The organism is Paraburkholderia sp. RCC_158, from assembly GCF_041355255.1.
GTDB lineage: Bacteria > Pseudomonadota > Gammaproteobacteria > Burkholderiales > Burkholderiaceae > Paraburkholderia > Paraburkholderia graminis.
The window spans coordinates 252003-274638 of the sequence record NZ_JBFUPM010000002.1 but is presented as its reverse complement, the minus strand read 5'-3'; the positions used below and the strand labels follow the sequence as shown (position 1 = coordinate 274638).

At 63.7% G+C, this 22636-nt stretch carries 17 protein-coding genes and 1 tRNA gene; 8 read left to right on the top strand and 10 right to left on the bottom strand.

Going from position 1 to position 22636, the window contains the following annotated elements; translation table 11 throughout:
* Positions 1–12: 12 nt before the first annotated feature.
* The 5 genes from greA to gloB all read right to left on the bottom strand — a co-directional run bounded on the left by greA (position 13) and on the right by gloB (position 8502).
* Positions 13–489 (bottom strand): transcription elongation factor GreA, encoded by a 477-nt coding sequence (greA, locus tag AB6809_RS05655; protein ID WP_013340018.1) that lies wholly within the window; start codon positions 487–489, stop codon positions 13–15.
* A gap of 230 nt (positions 490–719) precedes the next feature.
* The gene (gene carB / locus AB6809_RS05650) at positions 720–3974 is read right to left on the bottom strand and encodes a carbamoyl-phosphate synthase large subunit (protein WP_029967743.1); all 3255 of its coding nucleotides are present in this window, start codon (positions 3972–3974) and stop codon (positions 720–722) included.
* A 123-nt stretch (positions 3975–4097) separates the two neighbouring features.
* On the bottom strand, positions 4098–5252 hold the full coding sequence (gene carA / locus AB6809_RS05645) for a glutamine-hydrolyzing carbamoyl-phosphate synthase small subunit (protein WP_371026065.1): 1155 nt from the start codon (positions 5250–5252) through the stop codon (positions 4098–4100).
* A 637-nt stretch (positions 5253–5889) separates the two neighbouring features.
* Positions 5890–7554: a transglycosylase SLT domain-containing protein gene (locus AB6809_RS05640; RefSeq protein WP_006051976.1), complete on the bottom strand. Its 1665-nt coding sequence runs from the start codon at positions 7552–7554 to the stop codon at positions 5890–5892.
* Positions 7555–7710: 156 nt separating this feature from the next.
* Positions 7711–8502 carry a hydroxyacylglutathione hydrolase gene (gene gloB / locus AB6809_RS05635; RefSeq protein WP_029967747.1) on the bottom strand — a complete coding sequence of 264 codons (792 nt, stop codon included), beginning with the start codon at positions 8500–8502 and terminating at the stop codon, positions 7711–7713.
* 19 nt (positions 8503–8521) lie between these two features.
* Between gloB and AB6809_RS05630 the strand changes: the two genes are divergently transcribed.
* The 5 genes from AB6809_RS05630 to AB6809_RS05610 all read left to right on the top strand — a co-directional run bounded on the left by AB6809_RS05630 (position 8522) and on the right by AB6809_RS05610 (position 13193).
* Positions 8522–9394: a class I SAM-dependent methyltransferase gene (locus tag AB6809_RS05630; RefSeq protein WP_006051974.1), complete on the top strand. Its 873-nt coding sequence runs from the start codon at positions 8522–8524 to the stop codon at positions 9392–9394.
* Complete coding sequence (gene rnhA / locus AB6809_RS05625; RefSeq protein ID WP_006051973.1) at positions 9391–9837, top strand: ribonuclease HI; 447 nt, start codon at positions 9391–9393, stop codon at positions 9835–9837. Before AB6809_RS05630 ends, rnhA begins: the two co-directional genes overlap by 4 nt.
* A gap of 75 nt (positions 9838–9912) precedes the next feature.
* On the top strand, positions 9913–10656 hold the full coding sequence (gene dnaQ / locus AB6809_RS05620) for a DNA polymerase III subunit epsilon (protein ID WP_029967750.1): 744 nt from the start codon (positions 9913–9915) through the stop codon (positions 10654–10656).
* A gap of 48 nt (positions 10657–10704) precedes the next feature.
* Positions 10705–10779 (top strand) — tRNA-Val (locus AB6809_RS05615).
* 530 nt (positions 10780–11309) lie between these two features.
* Complete coding sequence (locus AB6809_RS05610; protein ID WP_006051971.1) at positions 11310–13193, top strand: ABC transporter ATP-binding protein; 1884 nt, start codon at positions 11310–11312, stop codon at positions 13191–13193.
* 72 nt (positions 13194–13265) lie between these two features.
* Here AB6809_RS05610 and AB6809_RS05605 read toward each other — a convergent pair whose 3' ends face one another.
* From AB6809_RS05605 to AB6809_RS05595, 3 genes are all read right to left on the bottom strand, one after another.
* Complete coding sequence (locus AB6809_RS05605) at positions 13266–13730, bottom strand: DUF2214 family protein (RefSeq protein WP_029967752.1); 465 nt, start codon at positions 13728–13730, stop codon at positions 13266–13268.
* Positions 13731–13883: 153 nt separating this feature from the next.
* Positions 13884–14735: a hypothetical protein gene (locus tag AB6809_RS05600; protein ID WP_006051969.1), complete on the bottom strand. Its 852-nt coding sequence runs from the start codon at positions 14733–14735 to the stop codon at positions 13884–13886.
* Positions 14736–14990: 255 nt separating this feature from the next.
* Positions 14991–16055 (bottom strand): glycosyltransferase family 4 protein, encoded by a 1065-nt coding sequence (locus AB6809_RS05595; RefSeq protein WP_006051968.1) that lies wholly within the window; start codon positions 16053–16055, stop codon positions 14991–14993.
* Positions 16056–16768: 713 nt separating this feature from the next.
* Between AB6809_RS05595 and AB6809_RS05590 the strand changes: the two genes are divergently transcribed.
* Positions 16769–18604: an ABC transporter ATP-binding protein gene (locus AB6809_RS05590; RefSeq protein WP_035569805.1), complete on the top strand. Its 1836-nt coding sequence runs from the start codon at positions 16769–16771 to the stop codon at positions 18602–18604.
* A 149-nt stretch (positions 18605–18753) separates the two neighbouring features.
* Here AB6809_RS05590 and otsA read toward each other — a convergent pair whose 3' ends face one another.
* On the bottom strand, positions 18754–20214 hold the full coding sequence (gene otsA / locus AB6809_RS05585) for an alpha,alpha-trehalose-phosphate synthase (UDP-forming) (RefSeq protein ID WP_029967756.1): 1461 nt from the start codon (positions 20212–20214) through the stop codon (positions 18754–18756).
* Between the two features lie 82 nt (positions 20215–20296).
* Positions 20297–21046, bottom strand: coding sequence for a trehalose-phosphatase (gene otsB, locus AB6809_RS05580; protein ID WP_029967758.1), 750 nt, complete (start codon positions 21044–21046; stop codon positions 20297–20299).
* 373 nt (positions 21047–21419) lie between these two features.
* On the opposite strand from otsB, the gene AB6809_RS05575 reads away from it, so the two are divergent.
* Both AB6809_RS05575 and AB6809_RS05570 read left to right on the top strand, forming a co-directional pair.
* Positions 21420–22124 (top strand): SCO family protein, encoded by a 705-nt coding sequence (locus AB6809_RS05575; RefSeq protein ID WP_370882116.1) that lies wholly within the window; start codon positions 21420–21422, stop codon positions 22122–22124.
* 9 nt (positions 22125–22133) lie between these two features.
* The gene (locus AB6809_RS05570; RefSeq protein WP_051153917.1) at positions 22134–22622 is read left to right on the top strand and encodes a copper chaperone PCu(A)C; all 489 of its coding nucleotides are present in this window, start codon (positions 22134–22136) and stop codon (positions 22620–22622) included.
* Positions 22623–22636 lie beyond the last annotated feature (14 nt).

Below are 22636 nucleotides of genomic sequence, written 5' to 3'. Positions count from 1 at the left end.
CCGGAGTCGCCTTCAAACGTAGCTGACCGCGATGATTTCGTACTCGCGCACGCCGCCTGGCGCCTGCACGGACGCGACATCGCCTTCGGACTTGCCGATCAGCGCGCGCGCAATCGGGGAACTGATGGAGATGAGGCCATGGTCGATGTCCGCTTCGTCGTCGCCGACGATCTGATATTTGACCGATGCGCCCGAGTCCAGGTCTTCCAGTTCGACGGTCGCGCCGAACACCACGCGGCCGTCCGCCTCAACCTGCGACGGGTCGATCACCTGCGCGCCCGCCAGCTTCGATTCGATTTCGGCGATGCGGCCTTCGATAAAGCCCTGCTTCTCTTTTGCGGCATCGTATTCCGCGTTTTCGGACAGATCGCCCTGCGCGCGCGCTTCCGCGATCGAGTTGATCACGGCGGGGCGCTCGACCGATTTCAGCCGCTGCAATTCGTCGCGCAGCATGTCTGCGCCGCGCTTGGTCAATGGAATAGTGCTCATAAACAACTCTCGAAAAAACGCCGGGCCGCTCCAAACCCTCCCGGCCCTTTTTGGGATCTGGCGCTAAAGCGGCAGATGGGAGCGCTTTGGAACAAAAAACGGCCGTAAAAAAAATCACCGCGGTTAAGTGCATTTCGCGGGAGCCGGCGGCCGGAGGAAAACCCGGACCACAGCACCTGCGAAACGCCGCTTAACCGCGGCACTTACATCCTGGACAGGTATTCGAAGCCTTAGTTTAGGCGAGCGTGCAAACCTTGTAAATCATAGACTTCCAGGTCCTTCAGGTAGCGCAAGCCTTCGACCGCCGCGCGCGCGCCCGACATCGTCGTGTAGTACGTGACCTTGTTGGCCTGCGCGCTCATGCGGATCGAACGCGAATCGGCAATCGCCGCGCGCGTTTCGTCGACGGTCGTGAAAACCAGCGCGATCTCGCCGTTCTTGATCATGTCGACGATGTGCGGACGGCCGTCCTTCACCTTGTTGACGACCTTCACCGGCACGCCGGCCGCTTCGATCGCGGCTGCCGTACCCTTGGTGGCGACGATCGGATAACCGAGTTCGTGCAGCATGCGCGCGACTTCGACGGCCTTCGGCTTGTCGGCGTCCATCACCGTCAGCAGCACCGTGCCCGACTCCGGCAGACGCGAGCCCGCCGCGAGCTGCGACTTGAAGAGCGCTTCGCCGAACGTGCGGCCCACGCCCATCACTTCGCCGGTCGAACGCATTTCGGGTCCGAGCACCGGATCGACTGCCGGGAACTTGACGAACGGGAACACCGCTTCCTTCACGCTGAAGTACGGCGGCTCGATTTCCTTCGTCACGCCTTGCTGCGCGAGCTTCTGGCCGACCATTGCGCGCGCCGCGATCTTGGCGAGCGGCAGGCTGGTCGCCTTCGACACGTACGGCACCGTGCGCGAGGCGCGCGGGTTCACTTCCAGCACGTAGATGACGTCTTCTTTCGAGCCGTCCGCCTGCGGCACTTGCTGAATCGCGAACTGCACGTTCATCAGACCGATCACGTTCAGCGCCTTCGCCATCGCGCCGGTCTGGCGCTTGAGCTCAGCCACGGTTTCCTTCAACAGCGAGTACGGCGGCAGCGAGCAAGCCGAGTCGCCGGAGTGCACGCCCGCCTGTTCGATGTGCTCCATCACGCCGCCGATGAACACCGCCTCGCCGTCCGAAATGCAGTCCACGTCGCATTCGATCGCGTCGTTCAGGAAGCGGTCGAGCAGCACCGGCGAATCGTTCGATACCTTCACGGCCTCGCGCATGTAGCGCTCGAGGTCGCGCGGCTCGTGGACGATTTCCATCGCGCGGCCGCCCAGCACGTACGACGGACGCACGACGAGCGGATAGCCGATTTCGTCGGCGAGCTTCAGCGCTTCGTCTTCGGCGCGCGCGGTGCGATTCGGCGGCTGACGCAGGCCGAGGTCTTGCAGCAGCTTCTGGAAACGCTCGCGGTCTTCGGCGGCGTCGATCATGTCCGGCGACGTGCCGATGATCGGCACTCCGTTCGCTTCAAGGTCGAGCGCGAGCTTCAGCGGCGTCTGGCCGCCGTATTGCACGATCACGCCGACCGGCTTTTCCTTGTCGACGATTTCGAGCACGTCTTCGAGCGTGAGCGATTCGAAGTACAGACGATCGGACGTGTCGTAGTCGGTCGAAACGGTTTCAGGGTTGCAGTTGACCATGATCGTTTCGTAGCCGTCTTCGCGCATGGCGAGCGCGGCGTGCACGCAGCAGTAGTCGAACTCGATGCCCTGGCCGATCCGGTTCGGGCCGCCGCCCAGCACCATGATCTTCTTGTTGTTCGTCGGGTTCGCTTCGCACTCTTCCTCGTAGGTCGAGTACATGTACGCGGTTTTCGTCGCGAACTCCGCCGCGCACGTGTCGACGCGCTTGTACACCGGACGCACATTCAACTCGATGCGGCGCGCGCGCACTTCAGCGGGCTTCGCGCCGACGAGCTTCGCGAGACGCCGGTCGGAGAAGCCGCTCTGCTTCAGATACTTGAGCTCTTCCTTCGAAAGGCTCGCGAGCGTGCGGCCGGCCAGCGCCTTTTCCTTCAGCACGACCTGTTCGATCTGCGCGAGGAACCACGGGTCGATAGACGTCTCTTCGAAAATTTCATGCGCCGTCATGCCGATACGGAACGCGTCGCCCACGTACCAGATACGGTCCGGGCCGGCTTCGCCGATTTCGCGGATGATCTCGTCGCGGTTCGTGGTCTTTTCGTCCAGACCGTCGACGCCGACTTCGAGACCGCGCAGCGCCTTCTGGAACGACTCCTGGAAGGTGCGGCCAATCGCCATGACTTCGCCGACCGACTTCATCTGCGTGGTCAGGCGCGAATCGGCTTCGCGGAATTTCTCGAACGCAAAGCGCGGAATCTTGGTGACGACGTAGTCGATAGTCGGTTCGAACGAAGCCGGCGTCTGGCCGCCGGTGATTTCGTTCTTGAGCTCGTCGAGCGTGTAGCCGACTGCCAGCTTGGCCGCGACCTTGGCGATCGGGAAGCCGGTGGCCTTCGATGCCAATGCCGACGAACGCGACACGCGCGGGTTCATTTCGATCACGATCATCCGGCCGTCTTTCGGATTGATCGAGAACTGCACGTTCGAGCCGCCCGTGTCCACGCCGATCTCGCGCAGCACCGCGAGCGACGCGTTACGCAGCACCTGATATTCCTTGTCGGTGAGCGTTTGCGCCGGCGCGACGGTGATCGAGTCGCCGGTGTGGATGCCCATCGGGTCCAGATTTTCGATCGAGCAGACGATGATGCAGTTGTCCTTCTTGTCGCGGACCACTTCCATCTCGTACTCTTTCCAGCCGAGCAGCGATTCTTCGATCAGCAGCTCGCGCGTGGGCGACAGATCGAGGCCGCGCTTGCAGATCTCTTCGAATTCTTCGCGGTTGTACGCGATGCCGCCGCCCGAGCCGCCGAGCGTGAACGACGGGCGGATCACGACCGGATAGCCGCCGCTGCCGGTTTGTGCCGCGATGTCCGCTTGCACCGACAGCGCTTCTTCCATCGAATGCGCGGTGCCCGACTTGGCCGAACCGAGGCCGATCTTCGTCATCGCGTCTTTGAATTTCTGGCGGTCTTCCGCCTTGTCGATGGCTTCCGGCGACGCGCCGATCAGCTCGACGTTGTACTTCGTGAGCACGCCATGCGCGTGGAGATCGAGCGCGCAGTTCAGCGCGGTCTGGCCGCCCATGGTCGGCAAGATTGCGTCCGGGCGCTCCTTCGCGATGATGCGCTCAACCACTTCCCACGTAATCGGCTCGATGTAGGTCACGTCGGCCGTGTTCGGGTCGGTCATGATCGTCGCCGGATTGCTGTTGACGAGGATGACCTTGTAGCCTTCCTCACGCAGCGCCTTGCATGCCTGCGCGCCCGAGTAATCGAACTCGCACGCCTGGCCGATGATGATCGGACCCGCGCCGATAATGAGAATGCTCTTGATGTCTGTCCGCTTGGGCATAACGCTCTCGCTAATGTATTCCTGAATTCTTTCCGTCGGCGCGCGCCGCGTGGGCGTTGCGCGCGCTTTGCTTCTGGCTGCCTGATTCCGGGCTTGCCGCCGGGCTTGCCGCGGCGTGCGTTCTTACGCCGCCGCGGTCTTGCCGGCCTTCTTCGCGTCCATCAATCCGGTAAAGCGGTCGAACAGATACGCGATGTCGTGCGGACCCGGCGATGCTTCCGGGTGACCCTGGAAGCAGAAAGCCGGCTTGTCGGAGAGCGCGAAGCCTTGCAGCGTGCCGTCGAAGAGCGACACATGCGTGACGCGGGCGTTGGCGGGCAGCGTGTTCGCATCGACAGCAAAACCGTGGTTCTGCGACGTGATGACCACGCGGCCGTCTTCCAGGTCTTTCACCGGATGATTCGCGCCGTGGTGACCGGTCTTCATCTTCACGGTTTTCGCGCCGAGCGCGAGGCCCATGATCTGATGGCCGAGGCAGATGCCGAAGGTCGGAATGCCGCGCTCGATCAGCTCTTTGGTTGCCTTGATCGCGTAGTCGCACGGCTCCGGGTCGCCGGGGCCGTTCGACAGGAAGATGCCGTCCGGATTGAGCGCGAGCGCATCAGCCGCGGTAGCTTGCGCCGGCAGCACGGTGACGTGGCAACCGCGCTCCGCCAGCATGCGAAGGATGTTGTACTTGACGCCGTAATCGAACGCGACGACGCGGTACTTCGGCGCGTTCTGCTTGCCGTAGGCGCTGCCGAGACGCCATTCGGTTTGCGTCCACTCGTAGGTTTCCTTCGTCGACACGACCTTCGCGAGGTCCATGCCCGAGAGGCCCGGGAACGAGCGCGCGAGTTCGATAGCCTTTGCTTCGTCGTCCGAACCGGCGAGAATCGCGCCGTTCTGCGCGCCCTTGTCGCGCAGAACGCGGGTCAGCTTGCGGGTGTCGAGGCCGGCGATGGCGACCACGCCTTCGTCCTGCAGATACTGGCTGAGCGTGCGCTCCATGCGGAAGTTCGACGCGAGGACCGGCAGATCGCGAATGATCAGCCCGGCGGCATGGACTTTCGTCGCTTCGACGTCTTCGGCGTTGACGCCGACATTGCCGATGTGCGGATACGTGAGGGTGACGATCTGGCGCGCGTAGCTCGGGTCAGTCAGGATTTCCTGATAGCCGGTGATAGCCGTGTTGAACACGACTTCGCCGATGGTATGCCCAGGGGCGCCGATCGAATAACCACGAAAGACCGTGCCGTCGGCGAGCGCGAGCAGAGCGGGAGAAAATGACGGCAACACGGGAGACTCCTTGGGGGAACACCCTGTTGCCGACCTGCCTATCCGGTTTGCGAGCCGCAGCGAACAGCATCACGGGATGCGCGCGCAGACTCGCTCGCGTACTGCCGTTGACGTCGCAAGGGGCGCACGATGGGTCCATTGTGTGGACGGATCGGCGAGGTGCGTGCCCTTCTTGCTACGCCTGTGGCGCGCGGCGGATGAACGGTATGGGAGAGGTAGGCGCTAGGGTGCGGGTTGATAAGCTCAAACCTTGGAATTATAGCCGGAAACCGCCGTTCTCTCCAAATCCGAGATGGCTGGGCGGGGGCGTGGCGGTGCTCGCCCGGCGGGTCAAAGCCTTGCTGCGAGCGGCTCGCGCGGTTGCCGGGCTTATGCGCGGCGGCCGTTTCGGGATAGCGTCAAGACGCCCGGCGGCGGGATCGAAATCGCGGAGGAAAGATTCGCGCATCGTCGTGCCTGGCGCCCGACGGCAGCGGCACGCCCCGGCCGGTAGGCAAGCACCAGTTGCCGGACGGCGCACAATGAAAAACGCCGTCACCACAGGGCGACGGCGTCGAAAACTCATTTCATGTCGGAGCGCGGCAGGCTCTGCGTCGATCGGAAGCCCGATCGGCGCATCAACCAGCATTAATCTGCATCAGTTGCTCTTCTTCGTGCTCTTGCTGCTCTTGCTGGAAGTGGAAGCCGATACCTTCGTCACCTTGCCGGCAGGCGCCGCGGACGCTTTCGACTTGCCGCCCTTCGCCACCGGCTCGGACACCTTCACCACCGCCGCCGAATGTCCGCGCCCTTTCGTCCTCTCGCTGCGCGCTTCGCGCTTCGAGCCGCCGACGCGCGTGCCGATCTTCTGGACGCCGCCACCTTCGACATCCGTCGCGATGCGCTCCGGCCCCGGTTCGCTCGGGACCGCCCGGCCGACCGGCACGTGCAGCACGACGACCTGGCCGCGTGAGACGCTGTCGCGATGCGTCCGGTTCCACGCCTTCAACTGGCCGACGGACACGCCGTAGCGCAGCGCGATAGCCGCCATCGACTGATTGCGGCGCACGCGGATCAGCATCTTGCGCGTGTCGGGGACGTCCGGCTCCATCGCGAGCACGGCGCTTTCCGCTACGTCCGCGCTGATGTCCTCGTCGTCGTCCGAACCGCGCGGCACGACAATCGTGGAGCCCGGCTTAAGACGCATGCCGACAGGAATCTTGTTCACTTCCATCAGCGTGTCGGCGTCGACACCGATTTTTTGCGCAATCGCCGCGGGCGCCGAACGCTCGGTGACCGTGTACGTGGTCCACGACGACAGCGAACCCGAATACGTTTTCAGATTGCGCTCGAACGCGCTCGCATTGTCGAACGGCAGCAGGATTTGCGGCTGCGTCGCGCCGAGAATGACCGGCTTCCTGAACGACGGGTTCAGCGAGCGGAATTCGTCGAGCGGCAGATTGGCGAGCTTGGCGGCCATGTCCACGTCGATATCGTGCGACGTGGTGACGGTCACGAAATACGGGTGATTCGGAATGGACGGCAGCGCGAGCCCGTACATCTGCGGGTTCATCACGATGTTCTTGACGGCCTGCAGCTTCGGTACATAGTTGCGCGTTTCGTTGGGCATGCGCAGGCTTAGATAGTCTGTCGGCAAGCCCGCCGCTTCGTTACGCGCAATGGCGCGCTGCACGTTACCCTCGCCCCAGTTGTACGCGGCGAGCGCAAGCTGCCAGTCGCCGAACATGTCATGCAGACGCGACAGATAGTCGAGCGCGGCGCTGGTCGAAGCCAGCACGTCGCGGCGCTCGTCCTGCCACATGTTCTGCTTGAGGTTGTAGGTGCGGCCGGTGCCCGGCATGAACTGCCACATGCCGGCCGCCTTCGCCACCGACAACGCCTGCGGGCTGTACGCCGATTCGATGAACGGCAGCAGCGCGAGCTCGGTCGGCATATGGCGCGCCTCGAGTTCCTCGACGATGTGGTACAGGTACTTCTGCGAGCGCTCGGTCATGCGCTGCACGTAATCGGGACGCTGCGCATACCAGTTGACCTGCATGTCGACCAGGTCGGTCTGCAGGTCGGGCATCTGGAAACCACGGCGAATACGGCCCCACAAGTCGGCGTCCGCGCTCGTCAACTGCGTGACGGAGCCTTTGTCGACGTTGATGGTTTCCTTGGCGGTGGCTGTCTTGCGAAGTGCGTCTGCTACGGCTTGCTGACTGGCGGGATTTGTTGCGGTGGTGGGGCTGACCGTCGTTGGTCCCTGGCTCGCGCAGGCGGCGAGCGTCAGGACCAGCAACGCACTAAAGATAAATCGCATGAACGTCTCGGCTTCCACAAGGGCTGGAATTTGCAGCCGATAGTACGAAACCCTAACGTCTACGTCAATTGGAAATTGACGAAAAAATCAAGCAAATCTAAGGCTTGGCGAATTCTTCCGATTCTTCGCTTGAGGAAGACCCCAGGGCCGACCCGGTCACCGGAAGCGGTTCTTCCATTCGCGCATCAGCGTGAACGCTGCCAGCCGGTCCGATACTTTCTCGTGCAACTGCTCTTGCAGGGCTGCCTGGACGGCGGGATTGCCGGCCCGCAGGAAAGGATTCACCGCGCGTTCGTGGGCGATCGTGGTGGGCAGCGTCGGCAGATTGCGGGCTCGCAAGTCGGCCGCCTGGTCGCGCCACGCTTGCAAGTCGGCGTTGCCCGGCTCGCAGGCGAGCGCGAAGCGGATGTTGGAGAGCGTATATTCGTGCGCGCAGTGCACTTGCGTTTCGCCGGGCAACGCGGCGAGCGAGTCGAGCGACGCCAGCATCTGCTGCGGCGTGCCTTCGAACAGCCGGCCGCATCCGCAAGCGAACAGCGTATCGCCGCAAAACACGTGAGGCGTGCCGCCGGGATCTGCCGCCTGAAAATAGGCGATGTGGCCGCTCGTATGACCTGGCACGTCCAGCACGCTCAGTTCGAGCGCAGGCGCGGCAATCGTCACCCGATCGCCATTTTTAAGACGCTGCGTGACACGCTCGATCGCTTCACCGGCGGGCCCGTACACGGGAACGTCCTGGCCATTCAGCAGATCGGCCACCCCGCCGACGTGGTCTTGATGATGGTGCGTGAGTAAAATAGCGCTCAGCCGCCACCCGCGTTTGGCCAGATAGGCGCGAACCGGGGCGGCCTCGCCCGGATCGACGACTACCGCGTGGTGTCCGTCGGAAACGACCCAGATGTAATTGTCTTCAAACGCCGGGACCGGTACGTACTCGAGCGCATTCATAGGCGACGCATTCTTTGATATGACTGACCGAGCGATTATAGACTGGCCCGCCTGGACGGATTCGCCGCCTGGCCGCTACGTGCTCGAGTGGGAACAGACCCAGCTCGACCGTGTGGTGTCGGACGTGTTCGGCTACCACGCGCTGCAACTCGGCCTGCCGCAGCTCGACGCCTTGCGCGAAAATCGCATGCCTTGCCGCGGACTGGTGCTGGATGCCGCCAGCGGCGCGAGCGCGCCCTACAGCTTTCCGCGCGCGGACGCGCACGCCGGCAACGGAGCGGGCAACCCGACGCACGGGGCGACGCACGGCCCGGCGCGCGGCGCGTTTGCGCCGCTGCCTTCGCCAACGGGGCGCAGTGCCGTCTGGTGCGATCTGCTCGATCTGCCGTTCGAGGCGCAGAGCGTCGACCTGATCGTGATGCCGCACACGCTCGAATTTACGAGCGACCCGCACCGCCTGCTGCGCGAAGCCGAACGCGTGCTGATGCCGGAAGGCCAACTGATCATTCTCGGCTTCAACTCGTTGTCGCTCTGGGGCGCGCGGCAATCGGTCGGCAAGATGACCGGCCGGCCGTTCGTGCCCGCCGCCGTCGATCTGATCGCCTTCACGCGTCTTAAGGACTGGATCAAGCTGCTTGGTTTCGACCTTGAACGCGGGCGCTTCGGCTGCTATCGTCCGCCGCTCGACAGCGACCAGTGGCTCTCCCGCTACGGCTTCATGGAAGCCGCCGGCGACCGCTGGTGGCCGATTTTCGGCGCGACCTACATGATCAAGGCGATCAAGCGCGTGCGCGGCATGCGTCTCGTCGGACCGCTGAAAGTGAAAAAACCCGTCCTCGCCGCGGGCCTCGCGCCCGCCGCCACACCGAATACACGCAACCACACTCAATGACAGCGAATATCATCGACATTTATACGGACGGCGCCTGCAAGGGCAACCCCGGCCCCGGCGGCTGGGGCGCGCTTTTGCGCTTCGGCGATCAGGAAAAAGAGCTGTTTGGCGGCGAAGCGAATACGACCAACAACCGCATGGAACTGATGGGCGTGATTTCCGCGCTCGAAGCGCTCAAGCGTCCATGCAAGGCCGTCGTGCACACCGATTCGCAGTACGTGCAGAAAGGCATCAGCGAGTGGATTCACGGCTGGAAAAAGAAAGGCTGGGTCACGGCAGCGAAGCAGCCGGTCAAGAACGCGGATTTGTGGAAGCGGCTCGACGCGCTCGTCGCGCAGCACGAAATCGAATGGCGCTGGGTGCGCGGCCATAACGGCCACCCGGAGAACGAGCGCGCCGATCAGCTCGCCAACCGCGGCGTCGCGTCGCTCGCGGAACTATGACGCCAAGCCGCCGGCCAGTGCGTTCTTTTGCTGCTTGTTTGCGGCTGCAACTTCTGAGGCAAAGCTAAAACCGATATGCGTCAACTGATCCTCGATACCGAAACGACGGGCCTGAACGCCCGCACCGGCGACCGCATCCTCGAGCTGGGCTGCGTCGAACTGGTGAACCGGCGGCTCACCGGCAACAACCTGCACTTCTATATCAATCCTGAACGCGACAGCGATCCCGGCGCGTTGGCGGTCCACGGCCTGACCACCGAATTCCTCAGCGACAAGCCGAAGTTCGCCGACATCGCCGACCAGATTCGCGACTTTATCCAAGGCGCGGACCTGATCATTCACAACGCGCCGTTCGACATCGGCTTTCTCGATGCGGAATTCGCGTTGCTCGGCCTGCCGCCCGTGAGCACGTATTGCGGCGAGATCATCGACACGCTCGCGCGCGCCAAGCAGATGTTCCCCGGTAAGCGCAATTCACTGGACGCGCTCTGCGATCGCTTCGGCATCAGTAACGCGCACCGCACGCTGCACGGCGCGCTGCTCGACTCGGAACTGCTCGCCGAGGTTTATCTTGCGATGACGCGCGGCCAGGAAAGCCTCGTCATCGACATGCTCGGCGAATCGCACGCCGGCGGCGAAGCGCATGCGCCGCGCGTGGCGATCGAATCGCTGGATCTCGTGGTGATCGCGGCCAGCGACGACGAGCTCGCCGCGCATCAGGAAGTCCTCGACGGCCTCGACAAGGCGATCAAAGGCACGAGCGTATGGCGTCTCGAACCTGCGGCCGTGTCGGCCGTGTCCGATGAGCAAGCCGCTTAAAAAGTGCTGGACGAAGCCAAAAATCCCTGACATAATTTCGATCTCTTCGGGTGGTTAGCTCAGCGGTAGAGCACTGCCTTCACACGGCAGGGGTCACTGGTTCGATCCCAGTACTACCCACCAGATTCTTGGTGCGTCGATCACCGAAGACAAAGGGCTCACGTAGAAATGCGTGAGCCCTTTTCCGTTTTGGCGCGCTGTCTTGTGGTTGTATTGGCATCCGGTTTTGCGGCTCCGTAATCGGCCGTGCCGTCAACACCGAAACCTCGTCGATTGCGACGGCAAAACAGCGCTGATATAGTCGGTGTTCGGGCATTCGCCCCGTCTACTTTCTCCACCTCATTGACCACAGGGAGGCGTCACATGTTTGCAGTGCATATGGCCGTCCCTGACATGGTCCCGCGGCGCTCGCGTTTGCCTCTCAGTTGTTTCCTGAGTCGCCGCTGACGGGTCACTGACCTGTCGCCATCCGCGGTGCCGCCGAAGCAGGCGCGCCGCGCAATTCCAGATAGTCCACCGCTCGCTCCGCAGGCTTATTGCCCGCAGTTTCATTGCCGCAGCTTCATTGCGGTTTAACCGCGTGCTTCGACTATCTCTTCATCCTGCTTTTGACTGGAACCCCGTTGCGCCATGCGCGCCGGGGTTGTCGAAAAATGACCGGAAAAAAACTCGACTTTCGCGGACAAGCCTTTAAGGATGTCCTCGGCTTCACCTTCATTCACTGGGCGAAACAGCCGTGGCGCATCGTCGTCATTGCGGCGCTCGTCATGCTCTCAGCGGTGGCGGACGTGCTGACGCCGATGTTCGCCGGCCACCTCGTCGACGCCATCGCGTCGGGCCCGGCCGCGCGCGGCAGCGCCTGGCACGCGGCGGTCACGGCGTTTTGCGTGCTCGGCGCGCTCGGCCTCGGCGCGACCTTGCTGCGGCAAGGCATGTACTTCAACATCATCAAGCTGACGCTGAAGATGATGAGCGAGATCGCCGCCAACGCGTTTCATCGCGTGCAGCGGTTTTCGACCGACTGGCATGCGAACAGCTTCGCGGGCTCCACCGTGCGCAAAATCACGCGCGGCATGTGGGCGCTCGACCTGCTGAACGACACGTTGCTGATCGCGCTGTTTCCGTCGCTGATCATGCTGGTGGGCGCGACGCTGCTGCTCGGCTGGCGCTGGCCGATGATGGGCGCGGTGGTCGGCATCGGCTCGCTGATCTACATCACGGTAACGGTCGCGCTGTCGCTCGGCTATGTCGCGCCCGCCGCGCGCCTCGCGAATGCGTGGGACACGCGCATGGGCGGCGCGCTCGCGGACGCGGTGAGTTGCAACGGCGTGGTCAAGGCCTTCGGCGCGGAAGAGCGCGAGGAAGTACTGCTTGCGCGCGTGATCGGCAAATGGCGCGAGCGCACGCGGCGCACGTGGATCCGCGGCACGATCAACGGCGGCGTGCAGGGCGCGATGCTGGTGGCGATCCAGACGGCTATCCTCGGCGCCGCGCTGGTGCTGTGGCTGCGCGGCGAGGCGAGCGTCGGCGACATCACGTTCGCGCTGACGATGTTCTTCATGCTGCAAGGCTATTTGCGCGACGTCGGCATGCACATCCGCAACTTGCAGCGCTCCGTCAACGACATGGAAGAACTCGTGTCGCTGGAGCGCCAGCCGCTCGGTATCGAAGATCGGCCGGGCGCCGGTCCGATCGCGATCGGCAAAGGCGAGATCCGCTTCGAGCACGTCACCTTCCACTATGGGGCGAACGCCACGCCGCTGTACCGCGACTTCTCCGTGCGCATTGCGCCCGGAGAACGCGTCGGGCTTGTCGGCCATTCGGGCTCGGGCAAGACGACCTTTATCAAGCTGATCCAGCGCCTTTACGACGTTTCGGAAGGCCGCATCACGATCGACGGTCAGGACATCGCGCAGGTCAGGCAGGCGTCGTTGCGCAGCCAGATTGCGATCGTGCAGCAGGAGCCGGTGCTGTTTCATCGCTCGCTCGCGGAGAACATCGCCTATGCGCGTCCGGACGCGAGCCGCGCCGACATCGAGCGAGCCGCGCGGCTTGCGAACGCGCACGACTTCATCAGCGCGTTGCCCGGCGGTTATGACACGCTGGTCGGGGAGCGCGGCATCAAGCTGTCGGGCGGCGAGCGTCAGCGTGTGGCAATCGCGCGCGCGTTTCTCGCCGACGCCCGCATTCTGATTCTCGACGAAGCGACATCGAGCCTCGACAGCGAAAGCGAAGTGCTGATCCAGCAGGCGATGGAGCGGCTGATGCTCGGCCGCACGACGCTCGTGGTCGCGCACCGCCTGTCGACCGTGCGCGCACTCGACCGGTTGCTCGTGCTCGACAAGGGCAAGGTGATCGAAGAAGGCAGCCACGAAACGCTGATCGGTCTCGAGAACGGCCTGTACCGGCGGCTCTTCGAGCGGCAGGCGCTGGAGTTGATCAAGGGCTTGAGCGAACCGCCCGTCCCCGTCCGCCAGGAAACGGCGCGCATGCGCAGTTCGACGACTGACGATTCGAGCCTGCTGGTCGGCAAGTAAGAACGCCGACGATGACGCGCGTCACACGGAAATGCCTTTATTCAAGGCCTATTCCGTTGACGCGCCGCCGGCTTACACCACGCCCGCAGGCAAGCCGATGCCGCGCGCCATGCCGGTCGCGGCGAACACCATCAGCACGAGCAAGACCGTCTGAATCACGCTCAGGTGTGCGTAGCGGCGTGCGTTGTGCAGGTCCGGCGCCTCGCCCTTTCGTATCGACGCGCGCCAGCGCATCAAGGCGAGCATCGACGGAACTTCAAGCAGGATGATGATGACGAGCAGCGTCATCTTGAGGTGAAAGAGCGGCTCGTGGAGATAGTAGTCGGCGCCCTTCTCATAAGAACCGAAAACGCGCATCAGCCCCGTCACGATCAGCACCAGCGCGGACAGGCCCCACCGCGTGTCGGCCCGGAACACGGAGCGCAGCGCGGCCGGCACCGCCGCGCGGCGCAGCGACCACGTGCGCCGCAGGATCGACGCAAGCGCGAAGCCATAAGCAAGCAGATGAAGAGCGGCAAGTAACCAGCGAACCAGCATAGCGACTCCTGCTAACGACACGGCACATCGTTGTTATCGCTCGCCCGCCGTCAAGCGCGGGCGGCGTCCTGGTTTCATTATCGACCACGGCTTACTTTACAACGCGCTCGTCCGTCATGGCATGTGAGCGACGGCACACAGCGCGCTTTACATTCAGACTTGCCGCAACGTGCTGTCGAGCGCGCGTGCCGCGACGCGATCGCCTTCGGTCGTCAACGCGGCGCGAAACACGGTCTGCCGGTTGTGACCCGCGGCCGCAGGCGAATCCCACAGCAATTCGATTTTCGGACGACGGCCAAACGCGGCCCGCGCAAGCGACGGCGCGCCGCTCGCGCGCGGCGCAGACTGCGTCACCGCATCGCCTGCGGCATGCAGCGCGATCACCGGCGTGGGCGGCGCCGCAGACCGCGTGCCCGCACCGTCGGCCCAGCGCACCGAGAGCTCGCGCGCGTCGTACTGCCCCACCTTGCGACGCTCGGCCCATACGCTCACCGTGCGTGTCAGCGGGTCAAGAGACACCGCATAGCGTCCGATCGCAAAGCGTCGCGCGGCGATGTTGGTGCGCCAGAGCGGCCGCGGCCGGCAGATCCACAGAACCGCCGCGTAGAGCGCCGGTGCGACCAGCAGCCAGCCGTTGGTCGCGGCCACGGTTTGCGCGGCGCGGCGCCAGCCGGCGCTCATCGCAAACGCGCTGACTACCCAGACCGCAAACAGAAACCCGAGGAACGCAAAGAGACGCAGCGCTTGCCGCAGCCATTGCGGCAGCGGATGGAACGGACGCTCGGCCACGGCGCGCGCGCCCGGCAAGAAGATCAGCAGGAACAGGAAGACGAGGTTGACGCACGCCCACGGCGAGGACGCCATCGCCGATAGCGACGTCGTCAGATCCATCGCCGACATGGAAAACAGCCAGCGGGCGAGAAGCACGAGACCGATGGCGCGCAGCGCGAAAATCGTTCCGGCGCCGGGCGCGGCATTCGCTCGCGTCTCTTTCGTTCTCGCCAAGGCATCCTCCTGTCGTCGGCGGCGCCGCAGCCAAATTTGCGGCACGGCCATTATAGGGATATTACGAAAGGCGGCTGCTGCGGCGGTCGCGAAACACCCGCTTTGCATCGCGAAACGCGAAAAAACGCGGCGCGCATGCAACAACGCCCCGCGAGCGCGTGGCACGCGGGGCGTTGCGGGTGGCCGGCGAAGCGCTGTAACACGCTTGATCCGCCGAACCGGTTTGCTTCGACCGGCAGCTTCCGGTCTAGCGTTTTAGTTTGCGTTGACTTCGCGCAGCACCGTGCGGTGCTTGCGACGCAGCAGTTCTTCGTACGTCGCGACGTAGTTCTGCGCCATCACCTTCGACGAGAAACGCGCTTCGAACGACTTGCGCACCGTTTCGCGCGACAGCGTGTGCAGACGCTTGACCGCCGCGACCGCGCTGATTTCGTCTTCGACCACGAAGCCCGACACGCCGTTGTCGATCACTTCCGGCACCGAACCGCGGTTAAACGCGATCACCGGCGTACCGCAAGCCATTGCTTCGATCATCACGAGACCGAAGGGCTCCGGCCAGTCGATCGGGAACACCAGTGCATGCGCGTTGCCGAGGAACTCACGCTTTTCGGCTTCGCCGATTTCGCCGATGTATTCGACGTGCGGGAGCGCCATCAGCGGCTTGATCACTTCTTCGTAATAGGCACGATCGGCCTTGTCGATCTTGGCCGCGACCTTGAGCTTCATGCCCGCCTGGCCGGCGATGCGGATCGCACGGTCGAGACCCTTCTCCGGCGAAACGCGGCCGAGGAATGCGAGGTAGCCGGGCTCGACGTTCTTGATCGGCGTGAGCACGTTTTCCGGCAGACCGTGATAGACGGTTTGCAGCCAGTTTGCCTGCGGCAGCGGAATGCGCTGGTTGTCCGAGATCGAGACGACCGGCACGTCATTGAACGTGTTGAAGATCGGCTGAAGTTCCGGCAGATCGAGACGGCCGTGCAGCGTGGTCACGAACGGCACCGGCTGGCGCGCGAACAGCGAGAACGGGTAGTAGTCGATGTGGAAATGCAGCACATCGAATTCTTCCGCGCGGCGGCGTACTTCTTCGAGCAGCAGCATGTGCGGCGCCATCACGTCGCGGATGGTCGGGTCGAGGCGCAGTGCTTGCGGCCAGAACGCTTCGAGCTTTGCCGAGGTTTGCGAATCGCCGCTCGCAAAGAGCGTGACGTCGTGGCCCTGCTCGACCAGCGCTTCGGTCAGATAAGACACCACACGTTCCGTACCACCGTACAGCTTGGGAGGAACCGCCTCGTGCAACGGAGCGATTTGAGCGATTCGCATATGAAGAACTCCTCGTAAAAAACCGGCAAAAGTACTGCGTTTGGTAAAAGCGACTCGCTTGCTCGCCAGGGCAGTCGGGCCGGACACGCCGGCGCGGGCCTATTCTCTCGAGATAGCCTGCGAAGGATCGCTTCAGTTTAAATAGCCCGGACGACGGTCGCCGTCCATGCCTGTGCGGTAAACGCACAGACGTGCCCGACGTTGACAAACTGTCAGAAATTTCGGCAGGGCCTACAGCGCATGCATTATCGATGCCGGGATTCTCGCTGCACCACAACATTTCAAAGACTTTACTTTGTTACAGCAGGGATACACTTTGCAAACCCTTGTTTTGCAAGGCAGTTCTACAGTAACGACTGGCTTGCTGCTGTGCCGTCGTGCATGCTTGCCCCGGCTCGACGGTCGTGCTTTGTAAGTTCTTGCACAAGCGTACCGGCACCCATTGAAGAGAATTCAGCGCCGGGCTGAATGCAATTTGTAATTATATCCCGAAATATTCCGCGATCCGCGTGAACCACTGCCGCCGCAGTCAGTCGAGCAAGAGGTAGATCGCGGACGTCCATCGCGACATCAATCGCGCCAAAAGCCCGGATACACAGGGCGCAATCGTCTTTGCATGTTTACAATGCGAAGCATTGGCTTCGCCGCGATGCTTTTTCGCGTGGCCCATGGCTTGCATGCACACCTCCGAACCACACCGACCTCTCGATCAATTGGAACATTTGACCATCGCCCAGCGCAACGCCGAAAACGCAAAGCTCGCGAGCTATGCGCACAGGCCGCTTGCGTTCCTTTTCCGTTTTATCCGCCGCCATCCGCTCGCTCATACGATCGTGCTGTGCAGCGTGGTAGCGGCCGTGGGCTGTGCGCTCGCTTCGCAGTACGCGATCAAACATCTTATCGACGTGCTCGGCACCGGCCGGCATCATCCCGGGCCGCTGTGGGGTGCGTTCGCGATCCTCGTCGGACTGATCGCGGCGGATAACCTGCTGTGGCGGGTCGGCGGCTGGGTCGCGGCGCATACGTTCGTCGCCGTGACCGGCGACTTGCGGCGCGACCTCTTCCAGTATCTGAGCGGACATTCGCCGACCTACTACGCCGAGAAGCAGCCCGGCATGCTGGCAAGCCGGATCACCGCGACCTCGAACGCCGTCTACACGGCCGAAAACACCACGGCGTGGAACGTTCTGCCGCCGTGCATCGCCGTGCTCGGCGCGATCTTCATGATCATCGCGGTCAACCCGCTGATGGCGGGCGGCCTGATGCTGTGCTCGGCGATCCTGTCGGTGGTGCTGTACAAGCTCGCCGGCCGCGGCTCGGTGCGCCATCACCATTTCGCGACCAGAGCGGCCTCGGTGGACGGCGAGCTCGTCGACGTCATCAGCAACATGGGCCTCGTTCGTGCGTTCGGCATGACGTTTCGCGAGCAGCAGCGTTTCGGCGCGACGGTCAAGGCCGAGATGGACGCGCGTCAGCAGAGCCTGCTGTACCTCGAGAAGCTGCGCCTGCTGCACGCGGTGATCACCGCGCTGCTGTCGGCGGGTCTGCTCGGCTGGGCGCTGTTGCTGTGGGACCAAGGCAAGGCGACTTCGGGCGACATCGTGCTCGTCAGCTCGCTCGGGTTCACGATTCTGCACGGCACGCGCGATCTCGCGGTCGCACTGGTGGACGTCACGCAGCACGTCGCGCGACTCGCCGAAGCCGTGCGCACGCTGCTCGAGCCGCACGGCATGCCCGATCGCGACGGCGCCACCGAACTCGTGCCGCAAGGCGGGCGCGTCGACTTCGAAAGCGTGACGTTCGCGTATCCGCGCCGCCGGCCGATCCTCGATCATTTCGATCTGCATATCGAACCGGGTCAGCGCGTCGGGCTGATCGGCAAGTCGGGCGCGGGCAAATCGACGGTGCTCGCCCTGCTCCAGCGTTTCTACGAGACGCAAGGCGGCGCGATCAAGATCGACGGGCAGGACATCGCCACGATCACGCAGGACAGCCTGCGCCACACCATCGCGCTCGTGCCGCAGGATATTTCGCTGTTCCATCGCACTGTGTACGAGAACATTGCGTATGGCCGCCCCGAAGCGAGCCGCGACGAAGTGCTGGCGGCGGCGCGCGAGGCGCGCTGCACTGACTTCATCGAGGCGATGCCGGAAGGGTTCGACACGATCGTCGGCGACCGCGGCGTGAAGCTGTCCGGCGGACAGCGTCAGCGCATCGCGATCGCACGCGCGATCCTGAAGAACGCGCCGATCCTGCTGCTCGACGAAGCCACCTCGGCGCTGGACAGCGCATCGGAAGAAGCGATCCAGAAGGCGCTCGACCGGCTGATGGTCGGCCGCACGGTGATCGCGATCGCGCACCGCCTGTCGACGCTGCATAACTTCGACCGCATCATCGTGATGAGCGCGGGCAAGGTCATCGACGACGGCAGTCCCGAAGAGCTGCGCCAGCGCCCCGGCCTCTATCGCGATCTGCTTTCGAAGCAATACGGCAAAGGCACGACGCTGCATGTGGGCGGCAAGAAGGTCGATGAACAGCATGTGATCTGAGGCGCGCGCCGCATTGCGCCACATCGCATTGCGCGCAGTCGCTCACCAACGGAAAAGCCGCTAAAAAGCGGCTTTTCTGCTTTGTGGGCCGGGCTTTACGAGCTCGCTACCGCATCGTCATTGCGAGTGCTGCGCGTCGCGCCCCGCCGCTAGCTCGCCACAATCTCGCGCGCGGTTTTTTTCCCCACTCGGGCGCGCGGCCGTGCGCTTGCGGTGCGTGCTGCACCATTGGCGCTCTGCAAATCGCGCATGAAGTTGTCGCGCCACACCGAGACATTGTTCTCGCGCAGTTGCGCCATCATGTCGCGATGACGCGCCTGGCGCTCCGCGAGCGGCATCTCGAGCGCCGTCGCGAGCGCGTCCGCCATGCCGTCGATATCGACAGGATTCACGATCAGCGCGCCGTCCAGTTCCTGCGCGGCGCCGGCAAAGCGGGACAGCACGAGCACGCCCGGATTCTCCGGGTCCTGCGCCGATACGTATTCCTTCGCGACGAGGTTCATGCCGTCGCGCAAAGGCGTCACGTAGCCGACGTGCGCGGTGCGAAACAGCGCGGCGAGCACCGAGCGCTCATATTGCTTGTGGATGTAGAGAATCGGCGTCCAGTCGAGTTCGGCGAAACGTCCGTTGATGCGGCCCGACTCCCCTTCCAGTTGCAGACGGATGTCCTGATACGCGTGCATGTCGGCGCGCGTGGGCGGCGCGATCTGCAGGAACGACACCTTGTTGCGCTGCGCCGCCGCGTGTTCCAGCAGACGCTCGAACGCGCGGAACCTCTCGACGAGTCCCTTCGAATAATCGAGGCGATCGACGCTCATGATGAGCTTGCGCGAATGCAGCGTCGCTTTCATCGTGCGTACCGGCTTGCCGCGCTCGCCCGCTTTCGCAAGTTCGGCGATCTCGTCGGGATAGACGCCGATCGGGTAAGCGGCGGCGCGCAGCGTGCGGCCAAACGCATGGATCGAGAGCGGGCCGTCGGACGACGCGTCGACGGTGCCGTTCGCCTCGTTGACGATGTAATCGCAGAACGCGCGCAAATCCGGCGCCGTCTGGAAACCGAGCAGATCGAACGAACACAGCGCTTGCACCAGTTCGCGATGCGGCGGCACGGCGAGCAGCACTTGCGAAGCGGGAAACGGAATGTGCAGGAAAAAGCCGATGCGGTTCTTCACGCCCGCGGCGCGCAACGCCTCGGCAAACGGGATCAGGTGATAGTCGTGCACCCAGATGACGTCGTCGTCGCGCAAGAGCGGCACGAGTTGTTGGGCGAGCCATGCATTCACGCGGCAGTAGCCGCCGAAATCGTGCCGGTCGTATTGCACCAGATCGGCCCGATAGTGGAAAGCCGGCCACAGCGTGGCGTTCGAGAAGCCGCGGTAGTACTGGTCGTAATCGCGGCGCATCAGCGCGATGGTCGCGAAGGTCACCGGACCGCGCTCTTCGAGCTTGATCTGGGGCTGGCCGGAGCTCAGCACCTCGCCGCTCCAGCCGAACCACATGCCGCCCGTTTCCTTCAGCGCGTCGTACACGCCGACCGCGAGACCGCCCGCCGCCGGGCCGCCCTCCGAGATCGGCGCGACCCGGTTCGAAACGATAATGAGTCGGCTCATGAAGCGCTGTCCCCGATGTAATACGTTGTTGTCGCGCTATGTCGTGCGCGTTGTATGCGTTGCAGCGCGCGCGATGCGAGCGTCATGCGCCACGCGCGGCCGCGACCACTGTCGCGAGCCAGTCGAGCAGCGCGGTCACCGACTCCACGCGCGCTTGCGCCGTCGTGTCGCCCGCGCCGACCTTGATCGACAGTCCGTTGCGTTCGTTGACGACCGCGAAGCCTTTCTCGTCGGTGAGATCGTCGCCGGCAAAAAGCGGCTTGCGTCCGACAAACGGCGGCTCGTCGAGGAACGCACGCAGCGCGCGGCCTTTGTCCACATCCTTCGGCTTGATTTCGTAGACCATCTTGCCCGGCTGCAGCACATACGAGTTCGGGTAATCCGCGACCAGCCGCTCCGTCGCCTCGCGCGCAGCGGTCTCGCGATCGGGCGCGTTGCGATAGTGCAGCGCGAGCGCCGCGCCCTTGATCTCGAGCAGCATGCCGGGGTTCGCGTTGACGACTTCGGCGAGCACCTGCTCCATGCGCAAGAGCCGCTCGTCGTGAAAGCCGATGCGCTGCGTGTCGCCGTTCGCGTCGCGCCGCTCGGCGCCGTGCAAACCGGCAATCGGCAGATCGGGCATGCCGAGAAAAGCGTCGATGCTGTCGATACCACGCCCCGACACCACGGCGACCGCGCCGTTCGTCAAACGTCGCAGTTCGCCAAGCAGTTCAATGACGCGAGGTTGCACCTGCACGCCATCCGGCGTGGGCGCGAGTTCGACGAGCGTGCCGTCGAAATCGAAGAAAAACGCGGTCTCGCTCGGAGACAGGGAAGCCGGAAGTGCTTGCATCGGGTTAATTTGCCTTTCGGCCTTGTGCAGCCGGAAAAGTGTGCGCATCTTACCGCGCATCCATCAATTTTTCGAGAAACCAGGCCGCGCGGCAAGCGCGAACGCAAGGTGCGGCGGCGCGATCATGCCGCGCCCAGTCGAATTGCATTCAAAACGGAAACGATCCGGCTTCAGCGCGCTTTCAGCCATGTGCGTCAAATTGCCTCGCAAGCCGTGCGCCCGTGGGCTGCGAGCGACGCCTTCCGTCATTTTGCGATACAGTCGCAGCCACACGAGACTTTGGCGTTACGACGATTTTTGTCCATGATCGCGAACCGTCCGCCTCAACGCACGCACGCCCGGGGTGCGAGCTAGCGCGGGGCGCGCGGCGGCAATGCGCCGCTCTACAATCGAGTCATTGATACCTGCTTTGTTCCCGATCATCTCACTGCGACGGCTGCAACCTGCTCACGCGTCATCGCTTCGCGCCGGACTCGCGCACGCATCGATGTCGACGGCCAAAGCCTGCGCGCTCGTCACCATGATCGCGCTGGCCGGCTGCACCAATCGCGCGGAGCCGTGGCATTTGACGAACGTGAGCGGCCATTTGCCCGACCTCGATTTCTCGCTGACGGGCGACGACGGCCGGCCCGTCACGGGCGCGTCGTTCAAAGGCCGCACATCGCTCGTCTATTTCGGCTACACGCATTGCCCGGACGTCTGCCCCGAAACGATGGGACGGCTGATGCAGGTGCTCGACAAGCTCGGACCCGACGCGCAGAAGGTGCGCATCCTGTTCGTCACCGTCGATCCGGCGCGCGACACGCCGCAAGCCCTGCACGACTATGTCGGCGCATTCGACTCGAAGCATGCCGAGGGGCTGACCGGCACCGACCGGCAGATCGAGTCGCTCGCGAAGCGCTACCGCGTTGCTTATCAGATGGAAAAGCGCGACCCAAACGGCAGCTACGAAGTCACGCACAGTTCCGCCGTCTATGTATTCGACGCAGAAGGCCGCGCGCGCCTGCTCGCGACCGATAACGACACGCCCGATGCGATCGCCCAAGACTTGCGACGCATCGTCGATCAACGCTCCTGACCTTCAGCCATGACAAAGATCAACCACGTCACGCACGTCATCCGTAAAACCAGAACGCTGTCCGCTGTTGCCGGCGCCCTCGCCCTTTCGCTCGCCTTCGCGAGCGCCGCCCACGCCGCCGGCGCGCAAGCGATCACCGCCAAAGACGCATGGGTGCGCTGGCTGCCGAACAATCTGCCGGCGGCCGGCTACGTGACGCTCGTCAATGCGGGCGACAAGCCGCTCGATCTCGTCGATATTTCGAGCAGCGATTACGGCGACGCGATGCTGCATCAAACGGTCTCGAACGGTTCGTCGCAGAAGATGGTGATGGTCGACAAGCTCACGGTGCCCGCGCACGGACAGGTCGCGATCGCGCCCGGCGGCTATCACGTGATGCTCGAAGACGCGAAGCACAAGATCGCGCCGGGCGACACCGTGCACCTGAAGCTGAAGTTCTCCGACGGCGCGACGCTCGATACGCCCTTCGCGGTCAAGTCGCCCGCGCAAACGAAGTAAGCGGAGCGATTCGC

What these genes read in the sequence shown, in the direction of transcription:
- AB6809_RS05595 (WP_006051968.1), bottom strand. Translation starts at nt 16,055, where the DNA reads ATGCGAATCGCTCAAATCGCTCCGTTGCACGAGGCGGTTCCTCCCAAG.
- otsB (WP_029967758.1), bottom strand. Translation starts at nt 21,046, where the DNA reads ATGCAAGCACTTCCGGCTTCCCTGTCTCCGAGCGAGACCGCGTTTTTC.
- carB (WP_029967743.1), bottom strand. Translation starts at nt 3,974, where the DNA reads ATGCCCAAGCGGACAGACATCAAGAGCATTCTCATTATCGGCGCGGGT.
- rnhA (WP_006051973.1), top strand. Translation starts at nt 9,391, where the DNA reads ATGACAGCGAATATCATCGACATTTATACGGACGGCGCCTGCAAGGGC.
- gloB (WP_029967747.1), bottom strand. Translation starts at nt 8,502, where the DNA reads ATGAATGCGCTCGAGTACGTACCGGTCCCGGCGTTTGAAGACAATTAC.
- AB6809_RS05570 (WP_051153917.1), top strand. Translation starts at nt 22,134, where the DNA reads ATGACAAAGATCAACCACGTCACGCACGTCATCCGTAAAACCAGAACG.
- otsA (WP_029967756.1), bottom strand. Translation starts at nt 20,214, where the DNA reads ATGAGCCGACTCATTATCGTTTCGAACCGGGTCGCGCCGATCTCGGAG.
- AB6809_RS05610 (WP_006051971.1), top strand. Translation starts at nt 11,310, where the DNA reads ATGACCGGAAAAAAACTCGACTTTCGCGGACAAGCCTTTAAGGATGTC.
- AB6809_RS05640 (WP_006051976.1), bottom strand. Translation starts at nt 7,554, where the DNA reads ATGCGATTTATCTTTAGTGCGTTGCTGGTCCTGACGCTCGCCGCCTGC.
- greA (WP_013340018.1), bottom strand. Translation starts at nt 489, where the DNA reads ATGAGCACTATTCCATTGACCAAGCGCGGCGCAGACATGCTGCGCGAC.
- dnaQ (WP_029967750.1), top strand. Translation starts at nt 9,913, where the DNA reads ATGCGTCAACTGATCCTCGATACCGAAACGACGGGCCTGAACGCCCGC.
- AB6809_RS05630 (WP_006051974.1), top strand. Translation starts at nt 8,522, where the DNA reads ATGACTGACCGAGCGATTATAGACTGGCCCGCCTGGACGGATTCGCCG.
- AB6809_RS05605 (WP_029967752.1), bottom strand. Translation starts at nt 13,730, where the DNA reads ATGCTGGTTCGCTGGTTACTTGCCGCTCTTCATCTGCTTGCTTATGGC.
- AB6809_RS05575 (WP_370882116.1), top strand. Translation starts at nt 21,420, where the DNA reads ATGCGCCGCTCTACAATCGAGTCATTGATACCTGCTTTGTTCCCGATC.